The sequence below is a fragment of the Paraburkholderia sp. MM5482-R2 genome (assembly GCF_050436125.1).
Taxonomy (GTDB): domain Bacteria; phylum Pseudomonadota; class Gammaproteobacteria; order Burkholderiales; family Burkholderiaceae; genus Paraburkholderia; species Paraburkholderia tuberum.
In genome coordinates, this window is record NZ_JBNDLP010000004.1 from 565,224 (window position 1) to 588,996 (window position 23,773).

21 protein-coding genes are annotated in these 23,773 nt (G+C 62.0%); 9 read left to right on the plus strand and 12 right to left on the minus strand.

All coding sequences use genetic code 11. The features are described 5' to 3' along the window. Nucleotides 1–5: 5 nt before the first annotated feature. The 5 genes from OKW37_RS38660 to OKW37_RS38680 all read right to left on the minus strand — a co-directional run bounded on the left by OKW37_RS38660 (nt 6) and on the right by OKW37_RS38680 (nt 5,880). Entirely contained in the window at nt 6–782 is a 777-nt protein-coding gene (locus OKW37_RS38660) for a carbohydrate ABC transporter permease (RefSeq protein WP_429510111.1), read from the minus strand. A gap of 51 nt (nt 783–833) precedes the next feature. Then, nucleotides 834–1,868 carry a carbohydrate ABC transporter permease gene (locus OKW37_RS38665; RefSeq protein WP_429402098.1) on the minus strand — a complete coding sequence of 345 codons (1,035 nt, stop codon included), beginning with the start codon at nt 1,866–1,868 and terminating at the stop codon, nt 834–836. 129 nt (nt 1,869–1,997) lie between these two features. Continuing rightward, nucleotides 1,998–3,245, minus strand: coding sequence for an ABC transporter substrate-binding protein (locus OKW37_RS38670; protein WP_429402096.1), 1,248 nt, complete (start codon nt 3,243–3,245; stop codon nt 1,998–2,000). 189 nt (nt 3,246–3,434) lie between these two features. Continuing rightward, complete coding sequence (locus OKW37_RS38675; protein ID WP_429402094.1) at nt 3,435–4,526, minus strand: LacI family DNA-binding transcriptional regulator; 1,092 nt, start codon at nt 4,524–4,526, stop codon at nt 3,435–3,437. A 199-nt stretch (nt 4,527–4,725) separates the two neighbouring features. Next, nucleotides 4,726–5,880, minus strand: coding sequence for a porin (locus tag OKW37_RS38680; protein WP_187613297.1), 1,155 nt, complete (start codon nt 5,878–5,880; stop codon nt 4,726–4,728). Nucleotides 5,881–6,162: 282 nt separating this feature from the next. On the opposite strand from OKW37_RS38680, the gene OKW37_RS38685 reads away from it, so the two are divergent. From OKW37_RS38685 to OKW37_RS38695, 3 genes are all read left to right on the plus strand, one after another. After that, nucleotides 6,163–6,297 carry a hypothetical protein gene (locus OKW37_RS38685; protein ID WP_260321232.1) on the plus strand — a complete coding sequence of 45 codons (135 nt, stop codon included), beginning with the start codon at nt 6,163–6,165 and terminating at the stop codon, nt 6,295–6,297. Nucleotides 6,298–6,726: 429 nt separating this feature from the next. After that, nucleotides 6,727–7,035, plus strand: a complete 309-nt coding sequence (locus tag OKW37_RS38690; RefSeq protein ID WP_429402091.1) for a BON domain-containing protein — start codon at nt 6,727–6,729, stop codon at nt 7,033–7,035. A gap of 366 nt (nt 7,036–7,401) precedes the next feature. Further along, the gene (locus OKW37_RS38695; protein WP_429402088.1) at nt 7,402–8,562 is read left to right on the plus strand and encodes an endo-1,4-beta-xylanase; all 1,161 of its coding nucleotides are present in this window, start codon (nt 7,402–7,404) and stop codon (nt 8,560–8,562) included. Between the two features lie 113 nt (nt 8,563–8,675). On the opposite strand, the gene OKW37_RS38700 is transcribed toward OKW37_RS38695, so the two are convergent. The 3 genes from OKW37_RS38700 to OKW37_RS38710 form a co-directional block, all read right to left on the minus strand. Further along, on the minus strand, nt 8,676–10,241 hold the full coding sequence (locus tag OKW37_RS38700) for an alpha/beta hydrolase (RefSeq protein ID WP_429402086.1): 1,566 nt from the start codon (nt 10,239–10,241) through the stop codon (nt 8,676–8,678). Between the two features lie 467 nt (nt 10,242–10,708). Next, the gene (locus tag OKW37_RS38705) at nt 10,709–10,927 is read right to left on the minus strand and encodes a YMGG-like glycine zipper-containing protein (RefSeq protein ID WP_018422694.1); all 219 of its coding nucleotides are present in this window, start codon (nt 10,925–10,927) and stop codon (nt 10,709–10,711) included. Between the two features lie 11 nt (nt 10,928–10,938). Continuing rightward, complete coding sequence (locus tag OKW37_RS38710; protein WP_090810644.1) at nt 10,939–11,316, minus strand: hypothetical protein; 378 nt, start codon at nt 11,314–11,316, stop codon at nt 10,939–10,941. A 900-nt stretch (nt 11,317–12,216) separates the two neighbouring features. Here OKW37_RS38710 and OKW37_RS38715 point away from each other — a divergent pair. Together OKW37_RS38715 and OKW37_RS38720 are read left to right on the plus strand one after the other, a co-directional pair. Further along, a complete protein-coding gene (locus tag OKW37_RS38715; RefSeq protein ID WP_429402084.1) occupies nt 12,217–12,660 on the plus strand; it encodes a helix-turn-helix domain-containing protein in 444 nt (147 codons plus the stop codon). A 2-nt stretch (nt 12,661–12,662) separates the two neighbouring features. Beyond that, nucleotides 12,663–13,988: a type II toxin-antitoxin system HipA family toxin gene (locus OKW37_RS38720; protein ID WP_429402082.1), complete on the plus strand. Its 1,326-nt coding sequence runs from the start codon at nt 12,663–12,665 to the stop codon at nt 13,986–13,988. 40 nt (nt 13,989–14,028) lie between these two features. Here the strand turns inward: OKW37_RS38720 and OKW37_RS38725 are convergent, their stop codons facing one another. Beyond that, complete coding sequence (locus tag OKW37_RS38725) at nt 14,029–14,706, minus strand: FadR/GntR family transcriptional regulator (protein WP_184045149.1); 678 nt, start codon at nt 14,704–14,706, stop codon at nt 14,029–14,031. 221 nt (nt 14,707–14,927) lie between these two features. Between OKW37_RS38725 and OKW37_RS38730 the strand changes: the two genes are divergently transcribed. From OKW37_RS38730 to OKW37_RS38745, 4 genes are all read left to right on the plus strand, one after another. Further along, the gene (locus OKW37_RS38730; protein ID WP_429402080.1) at nt 14,928–16,712 is read left to right on the plus strand and encodes a gamma-glutamyltransferase family protein; all 1,785 of its coding nucleotides are present in this window, start codon (nt 14,928–14,930) and stop codon (nt 16,710–16,712) included. Between the two features lie 69 nt (nt 16,713–16,781). Next, complete coding sequence (locus tag OKW37_RS38735) at nt 16,782–18,209, plus strand: MFS transporter (RefSeq protein ID WP_184023600.1); 1,428 nt, start codon at nt 16,782–16,784, stop codon at nt 18,207–18,209. Between the two features lie 38 nt (nt 18,210–18,247). Continuing rightward, nucleotides 18,248–18,811 carry a GAF domain-containing protein gene (locus OKW37_RS38740; RefSeq protein WP_429402077.1) on the plus strand — a complete coding sequence of 188 codons (564 nt, stop codon included), beginning with the start codon at nt 18,248–18,250 and terminating at the stop codon, nt 18,809–18,811. Next, the gene (locus OKW37_RS38745) at nt 18,808–20,064 is read left to right on the plus strand and encodes an MFS transporter (protein WP_429402075.1); all 1,257 of its coding nucleotides are present in this window, start codon (nt 18,808–18,810) and stop codon (nt 20,062–20,064) included. Before OKW37_RS38740 ends, OKW37_RS38745 begins: the two co-directional genes overlap by 4 nt. Nucleotides 20,065–20,162: 98 nt before the next feature. Here OKW37_RS38745 and OKW37_RS38750 read toward each other — a convergent pair whose 3' ends face one another. From OKW37_RS38750 to OKW37_RS38760, 3 genes are all read right to left on the minus strand, one after another. Next, on the minus strand, nt 20,163–20,498 hold the full coding sequence (locus OKW37_RS38750; protein WP_184061758.1) for an RcnB family protein: 336 nt from the start codon (nt 20,496–20,498) through the stop codon (nt 20,163–20,165). A 409-nt stretch (nt 20,499–20,907) separates the two neighbouring features. Beyond that, nucleotides 20,908–22,167: an arginine deiminase gene (gene arcA / locus OKW37_RS38755; protein WP_184061759.1), complete on the minus strand. Its 1,260-nt coding sequence runs from the start codon at nt 22,165–22,167 to the stop codon at nt 20,908–20,910. A gap of 56 nt (nt 22,168–22,223) precedes the next feature. Continuing rightward, nucleotides 22,224–23,645, minus strand: a complete 1,422-nt coding sequence (locus tag OKW37_RS38760) for a basic amino acid/polyamine antiporter (protein WP_429487717.1) — start codon at nt 23,643–23,645, stop codon at nt 22,224–22,226. Between the last annotated feature and the right edge of the window lie 128 nt (nt 23,646–23,773).

Consider the following 23,773-nt stretch of genomic DNA (forward strand, 5'->3'; position numbering starts at 1 on the left):
GAATCTCAAGCCTTGACCGCGCCGGTCGTCAGACCGTCGATCAGACGCCGCGAGGTGAATGCAAACAGCACCAGCAACGGCAGCACCGCGACCGCGGAGCCCGCCATCACCGCGCCCCAATCCGAATTGGTCGGACTTTGCAGAATGCGCAGAGCGAGCGGCAGCGTGTACATCGACGGCGAACGCAGCACGACGAGCGCCGACAGAAAGTTGTTCCACGCCTGAATGAAGCTGATCAGTCCAAGCGTACCCAGCGCCGGTCCGAGCAGCGGCATCACGATGCTCCAGTAGATGCGGAATTCACCGCAGCCGTCGATGCGCGCCGCCTCGATCAGTTCGGACGGAATCGCCGCCGCGACGTACTGGCGCATCAGGAACACGCCGAGCGCGGCGGCCGCGCCAGGTACGTACAGCGCGCGCGGCTGATCGATCCAGCCGAGCAGGTTCATCGTCATGAAGGTCGGAATCATGCCGAGGAACGGCGGCACCAGCATTGCGGTCAGCGCGATCGCGAACAGCGTCTTCTTGAAGCGGAATTCGTACATCGCGAACGCGTAGCCGGCCATCGACGTGACGAGCAGCGTCAGCACGGTTTGCATCGTGGCCGTATAGAAGCTCCAGCCGAGATTGCGCCAGAACGGAATGTGCCGCATCAGCGAGGCCATGTTGTCGAGAAACGCGCTGCCGAACCACAGCGGGGGCGGCATCGAGAAAATCTCGGAACTCGTGTGCGTCGCGAACACGAACATGAAGTAGAACGGCGAGAACATCAGCACGCGCACCGGCCACCACGATCGCGTAGCCGATATAACGGCCCTTGTTGCTCGACGATTTCATCGCTGTGTCTCCTCGTTCATGCCGCTGCGGTGAAAGATCCGCGTGTTCAACCACATCAACGCGCCGATCGAAATGAACAGCAGCCATGCGATCGAACTCGCAGTGCCGAAATCGCCGTCGTGGAACGCGGTGCGATACATATAGACGGCCGTGGTCAGACCGGACTGGCTGGTACCCATGCCTTCGTTCGGCAGCAGGATGAACGGCTCTTCGAACAGTTGCAGCCCACCGATGATCGACAGCGTGACCGCGAAGAAAATCATCGGCTTGATCAGCGGAATCGTGATGCGGGTGAACTGTTGCCAGCCGTTCGCGCCGTCGATGCGCGCGGCCTCGTAAAGGTCCTGCGGAATGGTTTGCAGCGCCGACAGATACAGCACCGTGTTCCAGCCAACATAGCGCCAGAAGATCACCACCGACACCGCCGGCTTGACGTTCTTCGGGTTATAGAGCCACTCGATCGGATGCGCAGGGACGATCCAGTGCAGGCCGGGCAGCTTGCCGAGCTCGGCGATCGCGAGGTTGATCATGCCGAAGTCGGTCGAATACAGCGACGAGAAGATCAGCGCGATCGCGACGCTCGACGTGATGAACGGCAGGAAGTACAGGCCGACCACCAGGTTGCGCCAGCGGCGAAACGCGGTTTGCAGAAAGAACGCGAGCGGCAGCGCCACCAGATGCTGCGGCACGCCGGACATGATCGCCATCGACGCGGTGTTGTACAGCGACTTCCAGTACCACGGGTCGGTCAGCGTGAACGTGAAGTTCGACAGACCCACCCACTTCATGCTCGCGAGCCCCGCCGTCGCGTCCCAGCTCTGGAACGACAGATACAGCGAAAACAGCAGCGGGAACGCCATGAATAGCGCGAACAGCAGGAAAAATGGCCCGAGAAACAGGTAGGGTGCGACTTTCACCGGATCGAGCCGCGAAGTTCTGCGCGGCGCGGCGAACGGCGCGGGCGAGCTCAGCACGTCGCTCGCGCGCGCATCGCGGGCGACCTCTGGGGTCGTGGGCAGCGGGGTGTTCATCAATGGTTCCGTCCAGTCGGGCGTAGCCGGGATCGATGACCGGCCACGCTGTTTGCAGCAGACTTGCAGCGCACTGCGACACACTTCGGTCGCGGCACGCAGCGTGCCGCGACCTTGCATCGATACCGCTTAACGGCGCACCCGATGCGCGATCTGGTCCTGCGCTTCCTGGAGCGCCGTATGCACGTCTGCGTCGTCGTCGACGACCTTGTCGAGCGCCGAGTGCACCGCTTCCTCGGCGACCTGGTCGTACTTGCTACGCTGGATCGCCGGGATGTGGGAGGCTGCGTCACGCCAGATCAGACGCGCTTTCTCGTTGCCGAGGAATGCAACCGGCTCCGCGAAGAACGTATCGTTCTGCGCGGCGAGCAGCGCGGGGAATGCGTCGATCGAACGGAACGATGCGAGCTGCGTGTCCTGGCGCGTCGTCAGGAACTTGATGAATTCCCACGACATCGGCTTTTGCGTCGCCTTCGCCGGGATCGAGTAGAACGTGCCGCCGAACGATGCGTACGCGTTGTTCGGCAGATTGGCCGCGCGCCACAGACCCTTCGTGTCCGGGGCGATCCACGACGACAGGTGGCCACCGAGCCACGCGCCCATCATCTGCGTCGAGACGGTCCCGCGCTTGAAGCTTTCGGCCCATTCGTTCGACCAGGGCGTGATCTTCGCGTCGAGACCGAGGTCGCGTGCTTTCTTCGCGAGCTCGAACGCCTTCACGAAACGCGGCGACGTGACGACCGGATTGCCGGCCTTGTCGAAGTACACGCCATCGCCTTCCTTCAGGTCGGCGCGAATGTAGATGTCCTCGATATCGCGCGACGATGCCATCAGGTACGCACCCGTCGCCTTCTTGATCTTCACGCCCGCCGCCAGGTACGAGTCCCACGAGTTCGTCAGGTCGGCTTCGGTCACGCCCGCCTTGTCGAGAAGGTCCTTGCGATAGAACAGCGTGCCCGGACCGATATCGGCCGGCATGCCGACGATCGTGCCGTCCTGCGTGGTCGCCTGCGCGAACGTGTAGTTGATGAACTGGCTCTTGTACTGGCCCGCGTTATACGGCGCCTTCGACAGATCTTCGAGACCGCCGCCCGAGGCGAAGCGGCCGATAAAGCCGACCTCGACCGCCATCACGTCGGGCAGATTGGAGCTCGTCGCGAGTGCGGTGGTCATTGCGTTGTGGTGATCGGCGATCGCGAGCGACGAGACCTTGATGTCGACGTCCGGATGCAGCTTCTTCCACGCCGGAAGCGCGTCCTTGATTTCCTGATCCAGCTTCGGAAAGACCGCGACCGTCAACGTGGTGTTGGCGTGCGCGCCGACTGCGGCCAGGCTGAGCAGAACGGCGGCGGCAGAGCCTGAAAAGCGGAATTTCATTACTCGTCTCCTGAAGAACCCTGTTTGAATTGCATTCGATGAATACCCGGTTGCTGCGACCTACTTCCCCTGTTGTCTTTGTTGCTGCTTTGCTCGGTGCTGCTTTGCCTGGCGCTGAATGCGCTGCTGAATTTCTGCTTGACTGCCGATACCTGAAAGCGCTTTCACGTTGAGGCGAAAAAACAGCCGCTACGTAGGCGTATCCCCCCGTTTTACCGGCGGCGTGATTCGCCGCGTGGTTTCACGCGTCACGAGCGTGAGCGGAATCGGGCTTAGCGCGATCGACTGCTTGCGGATCATCTGCACGATGCCCTGTGCGGCGAGGCGGCCGATTTCGTAAGTCGGCTGGCGGACTGTCGTCAAAGGCGGCGTCATGTACGACGATGTCGGCAAATCGTCGAAGCCGACCAGCGACACGTCGTCGGGCACCCGCACGCCGCGGCGGAACATCGCGAGGCGCGCGCCGTACGCGGTTTGATCGTTTGCGCAGAATACCGCGCTGAACGATGGATGGCGCGCCATCAGGCGCTCCATCGCTGCGACGCCGCCCGTTTCGAGGTAATCGCCCTGCTCGACGAGATCGGCATCGAAGCCGATGCCCGCTTCCTCGAGCGCGGTCCGGTAGCCGACGAGGCGCTCGATCGCATCCTCGTGACTTGCCGGCCCGGCGATGAAGGCGATCTCGCGATGGCCTTGCTCGATCAGATGATGGGTCGCGTCGCGTGCGCCCTGCATGTTGTCGATCGGCAGGCCAGCGAGCGTCGCGCTGTTTTGTACCGAGCGGCCGAGTACGAGCATTGGCGCGTGCCGCGAGTAGTCGGTCAACGTCGACTCATCGAGTTGCGCGTGCAGCAAGATGATTCCATCGACGCGCCGCGCGATGAACTGCTCGAGGCGCGCCTTTTCGTCGTCGATGTTCCAGCGGCTGCTCACGAAGATCGGCGTAAAGCCCGGTTCGTACAACGACTCCTCGATGCCGCGCAGCCACTCGGCGTAAAACGGGCTCGACACCGCCTGCGTCAATACGCCGATCGTTTCGGTCCGCCCGCTCGCGAGACTGCGCGCGAGCACGTTCGGCCGATAGTTGAAACGCGCGATCGCCGCTTCCACCGCCTGCTGCTTGGCGGGAAGCACGCGCGCAGAACCGTTCAGGATCCGCGATACGGTGCTCGGAGAAACACCAGCCGCGCGCGCGATGGCTTCGAGCGTCACGTTGGGCGCAGCGGGTACGTCGGATACCTTGGGCGCGCCGGGTTTATCGTTGGAGCCGTCGTGGGTCATGAGTTCTGCCTGAATCCTGTGATGAAAGCGCTCTCAGATATGAAGAGGCGCACTACGTCCGGTGATGAATTCGAAAAAAAGAAAAAGCAGCCGATGCGACGAGGGTGGAGGAGGCGTCGCACCGGCCTCTCTATGAAAGAGAAATAAACAGTCCTTGAAACAAAGAGATCACTGCGATTGCTGATCAGGCAACCTCAACTCAGAACGAGGTCATGATCCCGGCGAACACGCCGGTCTGGCTATGACCATAGTTCGGGTTGCTGTTCGACGACGTGCCCGTCACCGCATCGAAGTTGTTGTTGCCGTACGGCCCGTTGCCGAGGTTCAGGTTCGACGTCGAGCTGTTGTGCACGTAGCCGGCTTCCGTGTACAGGAACGTGCGCTTGGACAGCGCGTAGGTTGCGGCGAGCGTGAACAGCGTTCCATTGCCGTTGCCGTTGTTCGCGTTCGCGTGGTAGACCGCAGCCGTCAACAGCGTGGGCGACGTGACCTGCCATGCAGCGCCGACCCATTCGTGGTTCACACTGGTCGGCGCGCTCACGCCGAGAGGCTGCGACGCATCGGTTACGCCCACGCTCGCGTTGGTCGCGTCAGGCGCGCTCAGGTGCTGGTAGCCCGCGTACAGCTTGACCGGACCTAGCACGTACGTGCCGCCGACAAGGGCCATCCGCGAAGCAGAGTAGACGTTGTTGAACGAGCCGTTGGCGCCGCGCACTTCGTCATAGATCACGCGGACGTCGCCGTTGCCCCACGTGTACACACCTTCGACCGCGTTCGTACGACCCTGGCCGGTCGGCACGCCAGCCGAGTTGACAGGCGCCGAGTTCCAGCTCGTGTTGTTGGTCAGCGAATACTGGCCCTTCAGCACGAGGCCGCCGAGCAGCACCGGAGAGTTGTACTCCGCGCCGTTGCTGGTGCTCGCCCAGTTGCGACCGCGCACCAGTGTCGAGATCGCGTAGCGCTGCATCACCTGCGGGTCGGTGCCCCAGCTGTCCTGCGAAAGTTCGCCGGCGCCGAGGTTACCGATCTTGAACAAACCCCAGTGGTCGTTCGTCAGGCCCACCGTCGCGTGGCGGCCGAACAGATTGCCGGCCGATGCACCGGTCATCGTGTTGAGCTGTCCTTCGAGCTGGAAGACCGTCTTCGTGCCGCCGCCGATATCTTCGGCGCCCTGCAGGCCGAACCACGAGCAACCCCAATCGCCGCTTTGCGCTGACCACGCGTGGCCGCCCGGGAGGCCGGTTTCAAACTGGATGCCGTTGTCGATACGGCCGTACAACGTGACGCTGCTCTGCGCATGGGCCACCGTCGTCGCGGCTGCCATCACCGACACAGCAATAAGCTTCTTCTTCATTTAGATATCCTTATATATATATTTTGGCGTCTCCAAGCCGCACAGGACGCACGCGTTCTCACACGTTTTCCCTCTTGCCGAAATGTTCGCTACTTATTCGCTTCACATTTCGAGGCGATTATAGGGATGGCCTTGCGCCGCGCATCAAACTAACTGCTCAGGGAAAACGCTGTTATCGATAACAGTTGCGCGCCGGATGATCCCGCAGTAGCGCCCTGCTTTGTGACCATTACGTGATGGTCACAAGCGTCGGAAATCCGTTTGAACTCATGCACCGAAACGATGGGCGAATCCGTCTCGCGCGTCGCTCAGCGCTTGCTTAACAAGGAAAACACGCTCGAACGCAAGCAAAATTTCGCGCTTGATGTTGCGAAGATGCAACGAGCCGTCTCGCTTGCATTGCCGGTTTGGGCTTGACGAACTGGCGCAGGAGCCGCCAGCAGTGGTGGACATTAGCGACTATCATCAATGCATACGATGTCGGGCAACGAGCCGGGCTCAGCCGCGTAGCAGGCTGAGTGCGGGATTGTCAGCTCATCCGTCTGGCTCTCGCGCTCCAATACGAACGCTCCAACCAGCTTCCATCCCCGGCTCTCGCTGTTCCCCCGCCACGCCGCACGTGCGACGTCCCGCTCGAACACGCTGCCCTTGCAACTTTTCTGCGGGCGACGGCACGACCGCCCATCGCCCCGACTGGCAAAACCTCGGCGCGCAACCGCGATAACCGCGACGCATGCAGTGGAATGAGGATTTTGTCCAGTGCACTTCCGACGCCTCGCATCGAGTCGAACCGGAAGATTTGCCGGCGGATTTTGCCGGCACACCTTGGCACTCTAAGGAGGTATTGTGAAAACAGCCCTTGTTTCTACACTCGCGCTGCTGATTTCAAGCGCAATAGCGCCGGCGGCCCATGCCCAGGATTCGCAAGCCACCGACCAACAACTCGCCCATAGCGTGCGGATCGCGGAGGCGCACAGCGGAGTCGGGATGTCACATGTGTTCGTCTTTGCCCACTCGGGGCGGATCACGCTGGTCGGATGGGTGCCAGAGCGGGACCATGTCGCGCGTGCCGAGCAGAGTGCGATGTCGGTACCGGGTGTCACCTCGGTGGACAACCGGCTCTCGCCCGACGCTGGCTCGCTGAACGGGCATTGAAATCAAACTGAATCGCGGCGCGGACGACGATTGAAGCAGACCCGCGCGTTGAACGGATTCGGTTTTCCTGTCTCGCCAGTTGGGATTCAGTGACTGGCGCCCTGTTTCGCGCCGTTAGCCGCGCGGCGGTTCCGTGCAATCCCCATCTGAAAGCGCTTTCAACCCACGCCGTGTCAAGCCGGTCGACTCAACGCTGATTCACCATCCATGTCTCGTCGATATGTCAGGTAAATCCCTCATAGCGGGGCTGACAGAGGCTGCTTAACATTTCCCGCTGTTACCGGTAACGATGAACATAGTTAGAGAAGACATCCGAACCGGCATTCCGTCACAAGGAGACTAGGAGTGCGTCCTTTGAGGACTTCAATGCGCATGCTCTGCGCAGCCGTCGCCGTTTGCGCGCTCGCAACCGCAGGCTGCGCGCACAACCAGGCCGCCGTCGCTCATGACGGCCAGCCGCTCGCCGCGGCGCCCGCTGAGGCGCTGCCGTCATTGCGCAGTGTGATGGCCGCGCACTTCAAGGTCGGCGCGGCGATTGAACCTGATTCAATCGACAGTCCCGCCGACGCGGCGCTGGTCGCCGCCCAGTTCTCGAGCCTGACCGCCGAGAACAAGATGAAGCCGGGCACGATCGGCGTCGCGGAAGGCAAGTACAACTTCGAACCGGCCGACAGGATCGTCGCGTTCGCGCAAGCGCACGGCATTGCGGTGCGCGGGCACACGCTCGTGTGGCACTTCAAGGCCGGCGACTGGACCGAGGCGCCGGACTGGTTCTTCGCCGGCGATCCGAAAGATCCGCTCTATCACGACATCGTCGCGAAGCGGCTCGATCGATATGTAACCGACGTCGTCACACATTTCCGAGGCAAGGTCTACGCGTGGGACGTAGTCAACGAAGTAATCAGCGACGATCCGCATCAGGTGTATCGCGAAGATAGTCCGTGGTATCGGACGCTCGGCAAGGACTACATCGCGATCGCCTTCCGCGCGGCGCGCGCGGCGGACCCGAACGTGAAGCTCTATATCAACGAGTACAACACCGACGATCCGGGCAAGCGCGCAAAGCTGCTCGCGGTGATTCGCGATTTGCGCGCGCAGGGCGTGCCGATCGACGGTGTCGGGCATCAGATGCATATCAGCGTAAATTGGCCGCCGCTGCCGAACATCAAGCAGGCGTTCGACGACGTCGCCGCGCTCGGCCTCGAAAACCAGGTGACCGAGCTCGACGTGAGTCTCTATGCCGATCCCGGTGAATGCTGGAGCGATCCGCATGCATGTCTGCCGGACCTCGGGCATCCAGTGCCGAACGACATCATGCGCGCGCAGGCCGAGCGTTATCGCGCCGTGTTCACTCTGTTCGAACAGGAGCCGAGCATCAAGGCGGTCACGTTCTGGGGCTATTCGGACAAGCACACGTGGCTGACGTCGACGCCGGTGCCGCGCAACAACCTGCCGCTGCCGTTCGATGCGAACCTGCAGCCGAAAGCGGCGCTGTGGACGATCGTCGATTCGTCGTATCAGCCGTAACGTCGATCTTCGAGCCGAAAAGCAGGCGGCCCGCGGAAGGTGCGGTCCGTCTGGTCACATCTCACGAGGGTGGCAGTGCAATTGCCGTCAGCTTGATTCAAAGCATCAAGATTTCAAGGCTCGTCCGAGCCGACCTGCTCGAGCGCATTCAGATTTTCGGGGAAATCGTCGGGCGAACCGTCGGCGGTTTCATGCGTGCGCGGCGGTGACTTGACGACCGGCGGCGGCATCTTGCCGATGCCTTCGTCGATACGCTGCAGCAGATACGGGAAGAACGGATTCGACGCGATGCGGAACATCGAATCGAGCGTCAGAATCAGTGTGCCGCGTTCGCCGCGCGGCGCGAGCGTGCCGAGGTTCTCGTTGAAGTTCTCCGAATCGTCCGGCGCGATGCCGTACAGCGCGTCGGTGATCGGGAATGGAATCGCGACGTGCGACAACGAGAAAATATCCTGCGGATAGTCGATATCCAGCGGCTTGACACGCGTTTGCACTTCGCCCGCATAAACGCTGCGCTCGACAGTATGCGCTGAATCCGGCGACACGTTGGCGATCACCGTCGTGCGATAGTTCTGCGGACCGATGCGCAGTAGGCGCGAGAGCGCCGTGTACGACGCGGAGCGCAGGAAGGTCCTGAAGCGCACGCTGCGGTTCACGTCGAACAGCACGACCTCGCTGCCGTTCTCAGGCAGCTTGTCGTAGAGCGCCGACATCACCGCTGGCGTGCTGACCGTGAAATCCGTCACCGACTGGAACGTCAGGATAGGCGGCAACTTATCGAGCCGGTTCTCGCGCTCGAGCCGCGCAATCTGTTCCTGAATCACGCTCGTGAGGAGAAAGGACTGTCGCGCGCCATTCACAGGAAACGAGTTGTACTTGAACGGGTTGAACTCCGGCACGATGCCGAGCCACGCGGCGCGCGCGAAGGCCGGCAGCACCGCGGGTAATCCGGCGAGACCGGCAAAGCGTGCGTAACGCGTGACGCCGATCATCGGCGAGATCAGCACGACGCGCGTCGGACGCGCGAGCGCGGGATTCTCGATCGCATCGAGCGCATATTGCAGTGCGAGCGCGCCGCCGTTCGAAAACCCGACCAGCTCGATCGGCTTGTCCGGCCCCACGCGACGGCGCGCTTCACGCACCGCGAGCCGAGTGGCCGCGGTCCAGTCCTGCCAGTGCACGTCCACGAGCCCCGCCGGCACCGTGCCATGTCCTGGTAAGCGGATGCCGATTGCGACGAAACCGCGATCACGATATCGACGCGCGATATGCCGCATGCTGTACGGCGCATCCGTCATGCCGTGCAGCAGCACGACCGCGCCGACGGGTGGCCCCGACGGCTCGAGAATGTACGAGTGATTCCAGTTTTCGGCGAAATGCCACGGAAAAATCGGCGAGCCCTCGTAATAGCGGTTCGCCGGAATGCGCTCGGACGGCCGCAGCTTTTCGACGACATTGACGCGCACGTCGTCGAAAATCCGATTTTCCGCTTTGATGTATGCGTTCCAGTCGGCGGTGTCCATTTCCTCGACGGTCATTTCGCGCGGCACATAGGTGTGCCATACCGACAGCTCCGGCCCGCGCTGCGAATACCACGCGCGTAGCCCCAATGCGAGCACCGCCAGCAGCACCAGAACCCATGCACTTATCTTTATTACCTTCAGTGACGTGCGCAGCATTCGTGTTCTCTTGATGAGATGAAGGTTGCACCGCGCGCAGGCTGCTCTCTGCGTGGTGTGCGCATGCCGCCATCGCGGCGGCTTCCGATGTGGATATCCTAAGGGCTTTTAATCATCGGTTCAAACTTTGTCGGCCGGGCGGGCAACGCGACGTCGACAGCGGCTCGAGTATGAACGGATTATTTTCATGACGAACTGGGGATGCGCGATGTCGCGAGCGCGAATGAATTCGCCCCATTCGCTTCGCTACTTGACATTCGACGTGAGGAAAATGGCACGGAATGCATACGGCGTCGCGGGGAAGTGAGAGGTGCCCCATGGAAGAACGGTCCTTCAGCGACGCCTCGGAAATCGCTTCACTCGACGGCCGTGGAATGCCTGATCAAGGCCTGATCGGGCCGTGCGCTTCAGTAACGAAGCCGGGACGTGACCCAGGTCGCGCCCCAGCCTTTCCTGCTCGCCGGTAATTACTGACGGCCGCGGATATTGCCGGCCACGCCGCCCGCCGCGCCGCCGATGATCGCGCCGGTCCACGCATCGCCGCCGGAGATCGCCGCGATGCCCGCACCGGCGCCCGCGCCAAGTGCCGCGCCGCTCACCGTTCCCTGCGTCTGCGGGCTCATGTCCGTGCAACCGATCATCGCAGCCAGTGCGCCAATACTGACGATCCACCCAAGTCGTTTCATGATCGTTCTCCTTACTGATTTTTCTTCAGGCCGGGCATGACCATCTGAAACCAGAGGGTCTCGATCACCGGGTGTTGGATCATCGTGGGATTGGCGGCGTAGTAGCCGTCGAGGCCTTGACGCACGCTGTCCAGTGTCTGGCCTTGCATGCCCTTGCCGAAGCGCTGTGCGATGTCATTGCTGTTCGCCATGTTGCCGGCATAGGCGCGCTCGACGTCGATCAAATTCGAGATGCCGACCAGATACGCTTTCTTCTGCTCATCGGTCGACTGCATCCATTGCTGGCCTGTGACAATTGGAATGCTCTCCGCACGCGCCACGTTGCCCATCATTGCCAGCGATAGAAAAGTCAGAGATAACAGCGTTCGCCATTGTGGTTTGCTTGCCATCACATACTCCAAAGAAGTTATGTTCTCCAGCGGCCCGCCGGCGACCGCATCCGGCGGCGTCGATCGCGTTATTTGGAAGAATGGTCTGTGTGTCTCGTCGAATCTCCTTTCAGGTTCACCGGTCGGCGTGGTTCGCCGGTTCGGCTTCTATTGGCGTTGGGTCGTATCAGCGAATAGACACCTTGATGGCGGAAAATCTCATGGCGGATTGGAGTGATTTGCACACATGCTGTAGGCGCGCAACGATTGGACTCGTGTTGGCCTCGCCGCGTAATACACGCTATAGAGTCTACAGCCTTTTCTGTAATTTCCAAGCCCGTTTCCGCTCGATGCGCGGCGCGTGACATTTGTGTCAAATTTCATTCACCGAGCGAAAGGATACGATGCAATGCGCGTCAACACTCGTCAGTTATCCTGCGCTCGATTTGAGCGCCCGTGATATTGCTAGCGATTCGTTATCGACGGCCATTCAGTGTTCTAGCCACGCGATGCGAAAAAACAGCTTTTGTTTTGCCTGAATGTTCGGCTTCCTGATTAGATCGTCAATCGAAAACGATTCGGATTTATCTATTTCTGGTCGAGGCGTTGCTTCTTCTGGTGGCAGCACCAACCAGCAGTGAAAACAGATGCGATTTTATGAATGCGTTTGTCGATCATCTTTATTTTCGGTGGATCACATGTTGCCTGCGGCGGAGGGGCTGCGCAGCAGCGAAGGGGGTGGCGGTGCGCGGTTGACCGTTAGTTGCGTGATGAGTAGCGTGACGGGACGCCGTTTCAATTGCGTTCGTGCTCGTCATTAACAGTCTCTAGCTTGTATTTGCTAAATACAGAGTATAGACTGTATCTGTTATTTACAGGTTTTGGGCTGTTACGCCGCCGCAGCCGAACCGGAGATCGACCGTGGACTACGCCATCAAGACACTGAGCCAGCTCAGACCGATCCTGCAGGGCTTCAGGAAGGCCGCCGGCCTCACTCAGGCCGCGATGGCCGCGCATCTCGGGGTCACGCAACAGACCTACGCGCAACTCGAAGCGAATCCGGCGACCGTCAGCGTCGAACGGCTCTTCAGGGTGTTGCGGGTCTTGCAGGTCGATCTGAAGCTCGCGCAGAGCGGATCGACGCAAAGCATGGCCGTGGAAGACGCCGCGCCGGCGCCGAACCGCTCCCGCCGCGCCGGGAGCGGAACGCCGGCCGCCGGAGCGCCGGTCGACGCAAAAAGCAACGCTAAACGCGCCACGCGCGTGCCGCTCAAACCGGGACCGTCGGCGCAAAAGCCCAAAGCGGTCAAACCCGCCAAGGCAACCAAAGCGGCCAGCACCAGCAAGAAACGGGAGGACTGGTAAGCATGGCGCGCAGCACACCGAACCGTCTGAATCTGTGGATGAACGGCCTGCGGGTCGGCGCCTGGGAAACGACACGCAGCGGCGAACGTCTGAGCTATGCCGACGAATGGATCGACGATCCGCAAGGACGACCGCTATCGCTGTCGCTGCCGTTCACACCGGGCAATCAGGCGTATCGCGGCCAGATCGTCGCCGACTATTTCGACAACCTGCTGCCCGACAGCGAACCGATCCGGCGCCGCATCGCCGCGCGCTACCGGACCGGCAGCGCCGCGCCGTTTGCGTTGCTCACCGCGCTCGGACGCGACTGCGTCGGCGCATTGCAACTGCTGTCGCCGGACGAAGAGCCGAGCGATCTGACGAGCATCCACGGTCGCGAACTCAGCGACAGCGACATCGCGGCGTTGCTACGCGGCACGACGACAGCGCCGCCGCTCGGGCAGCACGATCCGCTCGAAGACCTGCGTCTGTCGATCGCCGGCGCGCAGGAAAAAACCGCGCTGCTCCGTCATCGCAATCGCTGGCTGCTGCCCGAAGGCAGCACGCCGACCACGCACATCTTCAAGCTGCCGCTCGGGCTCGTCGGCAACATGCGCGCCGATATGCGCACGTCGGTGGAAAACGAATGGCTGTGCTCGCAGATCGTCGCGGCCTACGGGCTGCCCGTCGCGCGTTGCGAAATCGCGCGATTCGATGAGCAGAAGGTATTGATCGTCGAGCGCTTCGATCGCCGTTTGTCGAGCGACGCCACGTGGATCGTGCGTCTGCCGCAAGAGGACATGTGCCAGGCCACTGGCACGTCGGCGCTGCACAAGTACGAGTCCGATGGCGGTCCGGGCATCGAGGCGATCATGGAGATACTCGCGAGGTCCACGCGCGCGACGACGGACCGGCGCAACTTCTTCGCGACGCAGCTGGTTTTCTGGCTGCTCGCCGCGACCGATGGCCACGCGAAGAACTTCAGCATTGCGCATCTGCCCGGCAATCGCTACGAATCCACGCCGCTTTATGACGTGCTGTCCGCGCATCCGATCATCGGCAGCGGCGCGGGGCGCCTCGCGGCGCAAAAAGTGAAACTGGCGATGGCGGTTCGCGGCAAGAACGTCCACTACCTGCTCAATCAGATCCAGCGCCGGCATTGGGTGGCCGAAGGACAGCGCGTCGGTTTTTCCGCCGCGGACGTCGATACGCTGATCGATCAGTTGGCCGCGCAAACGGAGACGGTGATCGACGCAGTCTCGTCGCAACTGCCCGCCGCCTTTCCGCTGGACGTGGCCGATGCGGTCTTCGACGGCATGCGCCGGCTGAACCGGAAGCTCGCGCAGTAAAGCGCCGCCATCCTGACCGACGCGCGGCACCACGGCAACCTCACGCCCGCCGCGCCGCCGCACCATCGGTCTTCGCCGACGCACGCCACTGCACGCTCAGCAGATGCTCGCGCATGCATTGCGCGGCCGCATCCGCATCGCGCGCTTTCAGCGCATTGACGATCGCCTGATGCTGTTGCGCGAAAAACTGCCGCGTCTCCTGCGCGGACGTTTTCTCGCGCACCTCCGGCTTCACCCGCATACCGTTGATCACCTCCATCAACGCAATCAACGCGGGATTACGCGTGGCATGTCCGATCAGCAAATGAAAGCGATGATCCCATTGCTGCCACTCGTCGTCGTTTTTCGCGGCGGCATTTTTGCGTGCGCATTTCTCCAGTTCCTGCAGGTCGTCGCCACTCGCTTTCGTCGCGGCCAGCGCGGCCAGCGCCGGCTCGAACAGCAGCCGCATTTCGGCGATATCCGCGGGACTGGTGCCGGCGCGCAAGCCGCGCAGCGTCGGCGCAAACTTCAGCGGCCGCGCGCCCAGATAGGTGCCGCGGCCGACGCCGCGCCACACGCGCCCCGACGCCTCGAGCGAAGCGAGCGCCGCGCGCAGCTCGCGGCGGCTCACGTCCAGTTCCTCGGCGAGCTTTCGTTCGGGCGGCAGCGCGTCGCCGTCCTTCAACTGATGATCGGCGATGTAGTCGAGCAGCGCATCCAGTACCGGTTTGTCCATGTTATCCACTGAACCAATTTGTATTGGTCCCAACGATACCAGAATCGCGGCGGCATGACATAGCAGCACCCGGGTGATTTTTGATTCGCTATACTGGGTCGCATATTGATGGTTAACACCGGGTGCAACCCGGCTTCGTTAGTTTTACGCTTTCATTTTCTCCAATTGAACCACTCCATATTGGTTCTTCCATTCGGACCGTCGTCGCCAAGGAGTCGCGCATGTCGTTTACAACCCGTCCAGAACTGATCGGCACCTTCGGCATGGTGGCCTCGACGCACTGGCTCGCGAGCGCATCGGCGATGGCGGTCCTCGAAAAAGGCGGCAATGCGTTCGACGCCGCCGCAGCAGCCGGCTTCGTCCTGCAGATCGTCGAGCCGCATCTGAACGGTCCGGGTGGCGAGCTGCCGGTGGTGTTCTACAGCGCGCGCGAAGAACGCGTGCGCGTGCTGTGCGGACAAGGCGTGACGCCCGCGCGCATGACGATCGAGCGGATGCGCAAGATGGGGCTCGACGTGGTGCCGGGCACGGGCCTGCTGCCCGCGGTCGTGCCGGGCGCATTCGGCGCGTGGATGGCGCTGCTGCGCGACTATGGCCAGTTGCCGCTCGAAGAAGTGCTGAGCTATGCGATCGGCTACGCGGAAAACGGCTATCCGGTGCTGCCACGCATGGCATCGTCGATTCTCGCGATTCAGGACTTCTTCCGCACCGAATGGACGACCTCGGCCGAGCAATGGCTGCGCAACGGCGAGGCGCCGATGCCGAACCAGTTGTTCGCGAATCCCGCGATCGCCGAAACCTACAAGCGCATCCTGCGCGAGGCGAATACGCGCAGCGATCGCGCCGAGCAGTGCGAACGCGCGCGTGATGTCTTCTATCGCGGCTTCGTCGCCGACGCGATCGACCAGTACTTCCGTTCGACCGCCGTGCTCGACACCTCGGGCCTGCGCAATAGCGGTCTGCTCGATGCGGGCGATCTCGCGCGCTGGGAGCCAACCTACGAAGACCCGGTGTCTTACGACTACGCGGGCATGCGCGTGCACAAAACCGGCCCGTGGGGCCAGGGCCCGATGTTCCTGCAACAGCTCGCGCTGCTGAAGGGTTTCGATCTCGGCGCGATGGACCCCCTCGGGCCCGATTTCGTGCACACGGTGATCGAGTGCTCGAAGCTCGCATTCGCCGATCGCGAAGTGTTCTACGGCGACCCGGCGTTTTCGCATGTGCCGATGGACGTGCTGCTCAGCGACGCGTACAACGACGACCGGCGCCGCCTCATCGATCCGCGCCGCGCGTCGTTCGAATTCCGCCCCGGGCTGCTCGGCGACAGCGAGCAGCGCGCCGCGCGCATCGTCGCGAATGCCGGGCGCGAGCAGGCCGGCGGCTTTGGCCAGGGTGAGCCGACGTTCGCGCCGCTGCCCGAATTGCGCGGCGATACCGTGCATCTCGACGTGGTCGACCGCTGGGGCAACATGGTGTCGGCTACGCCGTCGGGCGGCTGGCTGCAGGCGTCGCCGGCGGTGCCGGGGCTTGGCTTCAACGTCACCACGCGCGCGCAGATGTTCTGGATGGAAGAAGGCCTGCCTTCGTCACTCGGCCCGGGCCGCCGGCCGCGCACCACGCTGTCGCCGACGCTCGTCACGCGCGACGGCAAACCGTACGCGGCCTTCGGCACGCCGGGTGGCGACCAGCAGGATCAGTGGTCGCTGCAGCTGTTCCTCAAGCACGTGCATGGCGGCATGAACTTCCAGGCCGCCGCCGATGCGCCCTCGTTCCAGACCGCGCACTTCCCCGGCTCGTTCTATCCGCGCGCGATGCAGCTCGGCAAGATGTCGGCCGAGTCGCGTTTTCCGGACAGCACGATCGCCGAACTGCACGCGCGGGGCCACGACCTCACCGTCGCGGAACCGTGGGCGCTCGGCCGGGTCTGCGCGGTCGCGATCCGCAACGGTTTGATGCGAGGCGCCGCTACACCGCGTCAGATGCAGGCCTACGCAATCGGCCGATAAGCGGCTCGAAGCATCCATCAGCGCAGAACGCGCGGCCTCGCCGCGCCATTTCCTTCAGGAGAAGTTGCCGTGTCCGCCGTCGCCGCCCGTCTTGAAAGACTTCCCCTGTCGAGCTTTCACCGCAGACTGCTGCTGATCGGCGGGCTCGGGTACATGTTCGACGGGCTCGATTCGTCGTCGCTCGCGTTCCTGCTGCCGGTCGTCAGCAAGCTGTGGCAATTGACGAGCGCTGAGACCGGGCTCGTCGCGAGCAGCACCTATATCGGCTACTTTTTCGGCGCGTTCCTGTCGGGTGTGCTCGCCGACGTGATCGGCCGGCGCCGCATCATGATGAGCGCGCTCGCCATCTATTGCGTCGCGTCTCTCGCGAGCGCGACCGCGCACGACTGGCACACGTTCTTCGCGCTGCGCGTCGTCGCGGGCTTCGGTTCGGGCGCGGAGACGGTCGTGATCGCGCCGTTTCTCGCCGAGTTCGTGCCGCGCCGCTATCGCGGCATTTTCTGCGGCGCGCTGGTCGGCTTCATGTCGTTCGGCTATCTGACCTCGTCGATTCTCGGCTTCGCGGTGGTGCGCAACTTCGTCGACGGCTGGCGCTATCTGGCCGTGATCACGTCGCTGCCCGTCGTGATGCTGCTGTGGTGGCGCCGGACGCTGCCGGAATCGCCGCGCTGGCTCGAAAGCCAGGGCCGCGCGGCCGAAGCGAACGGCATCGTCGGCCGCATCGAAGCGGCGTTCGTCGAGCGCGGCATTGCGCTTGCGCCCGTGACTGCGAACCACGCGCTACACGCGCTGCCCACGCCGGCCTCGACGCCGGCGCGCGGCAACGCGTGGCGCAACGTGCTCACGCTGTGGTCGCCGCGACTCGCGCGCACGACCGCGGTCAGCTGGCTGATGTGGTTCTCGGTCGCGTTCGCGTACTACTCGTTCTTCGCGTGGATCCCGAGCCTGCTCGTCAAGGAAGGGCTGACGATGACGAAGAGCTTCGGCTATTCGATTGCAATCTATGGCGCGCAGATTCCCGGTTACTTCTCGGCGGCGTGGCTCAACGAAAAGATCGGCCGCAAGGCGGTGGTCGCTTCCTACATGCTGTTCGGCGGCATCGCCGCGATCACGCTCGCGTTTTCTCACACCGGCATACAGATCATGACCGCGGGCATCGCGCTGTCGTTCTTCATGAACGGCGCGTTCGCCGGCGTCTACGCTTACACGCCGGAAGTGTTTCCCACCGCGGTACGCACGACGGGCACGGGCTCGTCGTCATCGTTCGGCCGCATCGGCTCGGTCAGCGCGCCGATCCTCGTCGGCCTCGTTTATCCGCTGTCCGGTTTCCTCGGTGTATTCGCGATGACCACGACGGTGCTGGTGATCGGCGCATGCGTGGTGTTCTTCCTCGGCATCGAAACGCGCAACCGCTCGCTCGAAGATATCGAGGCGAGCGAACTCGAACCGGCTCGCGACGCGCGAGGCCAGCTGAACTCCACCCGCATGCACGGCTAAACGCACTGCGACTTTTCACACTTTCCGATGCAAACGCGATGCAAATGATGCAAGGCAACCTGACCGAACCCGCACCGCACGATACGCAGATGCTGGATATCGCAGACCTCGAGCGTCTCGCGCTGGCGATGCGCCTGAAGAACCAACCGCTCGAGCTGTTCCGCGCGGTTCACGCGGTGGCGGCAAAGGCGATAGGCCTAAGCCTGTTCACGATCATGTCCTACGATGCGCGGCGTCACGAGGTCGAACGGGTCTACACGAACCTGCCGGACATCTATCCACTGGGCGGCCGCAAAAAGAAGCAAGGCACCGCGTGGGCGCGACAGATACTTCAGGATCTGAAGCCGTTTCGTGCCGCCACGTCGCAAGGCATTCGCGAGGCCTTCGACGATCATGCGGTGATGACGGGTATCGGTCTCGGCTCGATCCTCAACATTCCGATCGCCTATGATGGCGTGTGCATCGGTACGATGAACCTGACCCACAAGGAAGGCTGGTACACCAGCCGTCATGAAAGCATAGGCCTCCTGATCGGCGCCTTCCTTGTCCCCGCTCTGCTCAAGCAGAATACGGCATCCCCCGCTTGCGCCGCCCGGTCATGAAAACACCATCCGACCTGCAAAACTATCGAGCGGTGACCCATTCCGCCGTCTCGCAAGGCCGCTGGGTGCTGGTCTTCGTGCTCGCCTACCTCGCGCTGATCGCCGATGGCGCCGACGTGATGATGTACGGCCTCACCCTGTCGCGCATCAAGGACGACTTCGGGCTGACCAATGTCGAAGCGGGCGCGCTCGGCAGTCTGACCTTGCTCGGCATGGCGATCGGCGGCATTGTCGGCGGCTGGGCGAGCGATCGTCTCGGCCGCGTGCGGGTCATCGCATGGGCGCTCGCGCTGTTCTCGCTCGGCGCGGGGATGCTCGGGTTCACGCACAGCTTCGTCGAATTCGCGGCGGTGCGCTTTATCAGTTCGCTCGGCATTGGCTGCATGGTGCTGGTCACCACGCTCGTAGCCGAATATGTGCCGACCGAACGGCGCTCGCTGGTACTCGGCATGCTGCAAACCGGCATTTCGGCCGGCTATATCGTCGTGATCGCACTCAGCAACTGGATCCTGCCGCAGTACGGCTGGCGCACGCTGTACTACGTGTCTGCCGTGCCGGTGCTGCTCGCATTCGTGATCAAGTTCGCGGTGCCCGAACCGGCGGCATGGCTCGCGAGCCGGGCTGCCGACCGTGCGAGCAAAACGCGGCTCGCCGACAATCGCTACGCGCAGATTTTCCGCGACCGCCAGGCGCGCACGATGTTCATCCTGTGGACCTTCGCGTCGACCTTCGTGCTGTCCGGCTTTTACGGCCTGAACAACTGGCTGCCGACGTATCTCGAGAAGGAATTGCACATCAAGTTCAGCTCGCTGACCGGCTATATGATCGGCACATACGTGGTCGCCTTCATCGGCAAGATCTTCGCGGGCTGGCTCGGTGACCGCTGGAGCCGGCGCGGCGTGTACGTGCTCGGCTGTATCGGTGCGGCACTCTTTCTGCCCGTGATCATTTTCTGGCACACCCACGACAACATTTCCACGCTGATGCTTGTCTTCGGCTTTCTGTACGGCGTGCCACTCGGCACGATCGGCACATTCATGTCGGAGAGTTTTGCGACGTCGGTGCGCGGCACCGCGGTGGGCGGCTCGTATAATCTCGGGCGCTTCTGTTCGGGGGCGGCGCCGATCGTCATCGGTTTTATCGCGACGCAGTTCTCGATCGGACTTGGCTTTCTCGTGGTCGGCGCGGTGTTCTTTTTGAGCGGCGTGACTGCATTGTTCGTTCCCGACCGGCTATACGACACGCAGCATTAAATCGACGCGAAAATGACGAAATCATGTCGTGTCGATGAATGGCCCAGGTTCCGGCGCTAAAACTGGTCGCCGGATAGCCCGGGCACCACGAGGAAGCATTACTGCGTTCCGGCGACAATGTCTGAAATGGTCCAGTTGTTCGTCGTTACGAGCACATAGTCGCCATTGACACCCAGCCATTTGTGCCCGCGCGGCGGCGCATTGAGGCCATGTCCGCGCCAGTCGTCCATCATGAAGTTGTAGTTACGGTATTCGGCCGGCACACGTTGACCTTTATGCCAGTCACGGTGCGGAATCGTCGGCATCACCTGCTGACGGCCCGTACCGGCCATCTGGCCGCCGCCCTGGTCCTTCATGGGCCCAGCCGCAATCGCGAGCGCGGACATACCGGCAAACGACAAGGCGACGAGTTGCGCAACAAAGCGATTATTCATATTCGAACCTCCGTGCGGTGGATGAAAGCTCCGAGCATTCACGCGATTGACGTGAAAAGTGATCGTCCAGCTACTCGCAGATTCATTAACTCGAACTTCATTGCAGCGATCGCTGGTCTATCGAATGTAATCCTTGCAAATCGCGAGATATCAAATTCGATAATTCAGGCGCGAAGTCGTTAAAAAGTATAGTAAAAGGAAGTTCGACTTCAAGCCGGACCTGCCCACCACGACCGCGTGCGTCAACCCGGCGATTAGCGGGGCGATTCGATTCGTCGCGTCGATCGTCTGGACGGATCGCGCCGTTCCTGGCGGCGGCGGACGCGCGCGCGGCGCTGTCGCCCGCTCGCCACTTCAACGAGCGGGCGACACTTTGCCAGTCACCGGCCAGATTGATTCGCTTGACTGATCAATAGTCGACCGCATCGCGGATGATCGGGCAGGTCATGCAGTGACCGCCGCCACGTCCACGGCCCAGCTCCGCACCGACGATCGTAATCACCTCGATGCCCTGCTTGCGCAACAGCGTGTTCGTGTACGTGTTGCGGTCGTATGCATAGACGACGCCCGGGGACGCGCACACGAGGTTCGCACCGCTATCCCACTGCGTGCGCTCGCGTTGATAGTCGCTGCCGCCCGCCTCGACCACGCGCAGATGCTTCAGCCCGAGCGCCTCGGCGACGACGTCGGTGAACGGCTTGTTTTCGGCGTGCAACTCGACGCCGCTCGGATGGCTGCTCGGCCGATACGAATAGGTGCGCGTCTTCGCCATGAAGTCCGGGGCGACCAGTACGCAATCGCGATCGGCGAACGTGAACACGGTATCGAGGTGCATTGCCGCGCGAATCTTCGGCATCGCCGCGACGATCACGCGCTCGGCCGCGCCCTTCTTGAACAGCATTGCAGCCAGTTGACTGATGGCCTGCCGCGAGGTGCGCTCGCTCATGCCGATCAGCACGACGCCCTTGCCGATCGGCATCACATCGCCGCCTTCCAGCGTGGCGAGACCGTGGTCCTGAGTCGGGTCGCCCCACCACACGTTGACCTTGCCCGCGAAATCGGGGTGGAACTTGTAGATCGCCGTGGTCAGGATCGTCTCCTCGTGGCGGGCCGGCCAGTACAGCGCATTCAGCGTGACGCCGCCATAGATCCAGCACGTCGTGTCACGCGTGTACAGCGTGTTCGGCAGCGGCGGCAGCAGATATTCGGTGCCGCCCGCCGCTTCTTTCGCGACCTCCAGCGCCTTGCCGCCGTGCGCTTCCGGGAAGTCGTGAGTGGATAGCCCGCCAATCAGCGTTTCGGCCAGCTTGCGATTGTCGAGCCCTTCCAGATAGCTTCTCAATTCATCGATAAAGCCGAGGCCGACCTGATTCGGCACCACCTGGTTGTCGAGAATCCACTTCTTGCCTTCGGGCACCGCGACCGTTTCGGCGAGCAGATTGTGCATCTCCACCACTTCGACGCCGCGGTCGCGCATCTTCGTGACGAAGTCGAAGTGGTCGCGCTTCGCGTTCTCGACCCACAGTACGTCGTCGAACAGCAGTTCATCGCAATTGCTCGGGGTAAGACGCTGATGCGCGAGCCCCGGTGCGCAGACCATCACTTTGCGCAGCTGCCCGACTTCCGAGTAGACACCCAATTCACCCGCTTTCGCGTCCGTGTTCGCCATGATGATCTCCTGAATGCCAATGTTGGCCCGCTCCGTTCAATCGGATTTCATTAAAGCTAAATCGCGATCCTTCCGGTTACGAGGCCATAGATGCCGATGATCGCGCCAATGATCGCAACGATGAAAATGATCCAGTCGGAAACGATGAAGACATTCTTGTTCTGCTCGCGCCGAGCCCAGACATAAAGCGCCGTTCCTGGCGCATACAGCACGGCGGAAAGCAGAATGAATTTCAGGCCACCCGCCCAGATCATGAAGACCGTATAGATCGAGGCGATTGCGGCCATGATGAAGTCACGCCGGCGCTCGTCGGCGCGCACGTCGTAACCGTCGCCGCGATTCGCGTTCATGCAGCCGAACGCCGCGACGAAGAGGTACGGAATCAACGACATCGCGCTCGTCAGATTCAGCATCAGCGCGAATGCATCGCGCGAGAAGTAGGTGCTGATGACGAGCAGCTGCACCACGATGTTGGTCAGCCACAATGCATTGGCAGGTACCTTGTTGGCGTTTTCCCTCGCGAATACAGCGGGCATGTCTTCGGTCTTTGCCGCCGTGAACAACACTTCGGCGCAGATCAGCGACCAGGCGAGATAAGCGCCCAGTACCGAAATCAGCAAACCTATGCTGACGAAAACCGCGCCCCAATGACCGACCACCGCTTCGAGCACCGCCGCCATCGACGGCTGCCGCATGGCCGCGATGTCGGCGCGCTGGAGCACTGCGTAAGGCAGCATCGTCACGAGCACCATCAGCGAGGTCACGACGACGAAGCCGAGAATCGTCGACTGGCCGACATCGGAACGCTTCTTCGCATAACGGGAATAAACGCTCGCCCCTTCGATACCGATGAACACGAACACCGTGACCAGCATCGTGGCCCGCACCTGCTCGAGGATATTGCCTTCGAGTCCTCCGCCGTAGAGGTTGGCCTGGAACAGGTCCAACCGGAAGCCGAAGATCAGGATCAAGATGAACACCAGAATCGGAATGATCTTGGCGACCGTGACGATACTGTTGATGAAGGCCGCCTGCTGCACGCCCTTCAGGATCATGAAATGAAATAGCCAGATGCCGATCGATGCAACGACGATCGCGACGACCGTATTGCCGTCGCCGAACACGGGAAAAAACGCGCCGAGTGTCGACTTGATCAGCACCCAGTAAGAAACGTTGCCGATACAGCTACCGATCCAATAGCCAAATGCGGAGAGAAAGCCCGGATAATCGCCAAAGCCCGCTTTCGCATACGCAAACACGCCGGCGTCCAGTTCGGGCTTGCGTTCCGCCAGCGCCTGAAATACGCGCGCCAGCATATACATGCCCGTGCCCGCAATCAGCCAGGCAATCACGGCACCCACCGGACCGGTGGCATTGGCAAAAGTGCGCGGCAGGGAAAATATTCCGGCTCCGACCATGCCGCCCACCACCATCCCGGTGAGTTGCATTTTTGACATCTTTTGTGGAGTGGACGCCATTCGGATTCCTTTTAGTTACCTTTTTAACAAGGATCTTTAATCAGATTCGAACGAAACGTGTCTCTCGGCCAATCTTGCTGTTGATCAGCCGCGCTACTCTGCAACCACCACACGAAAAGAATGGTCTG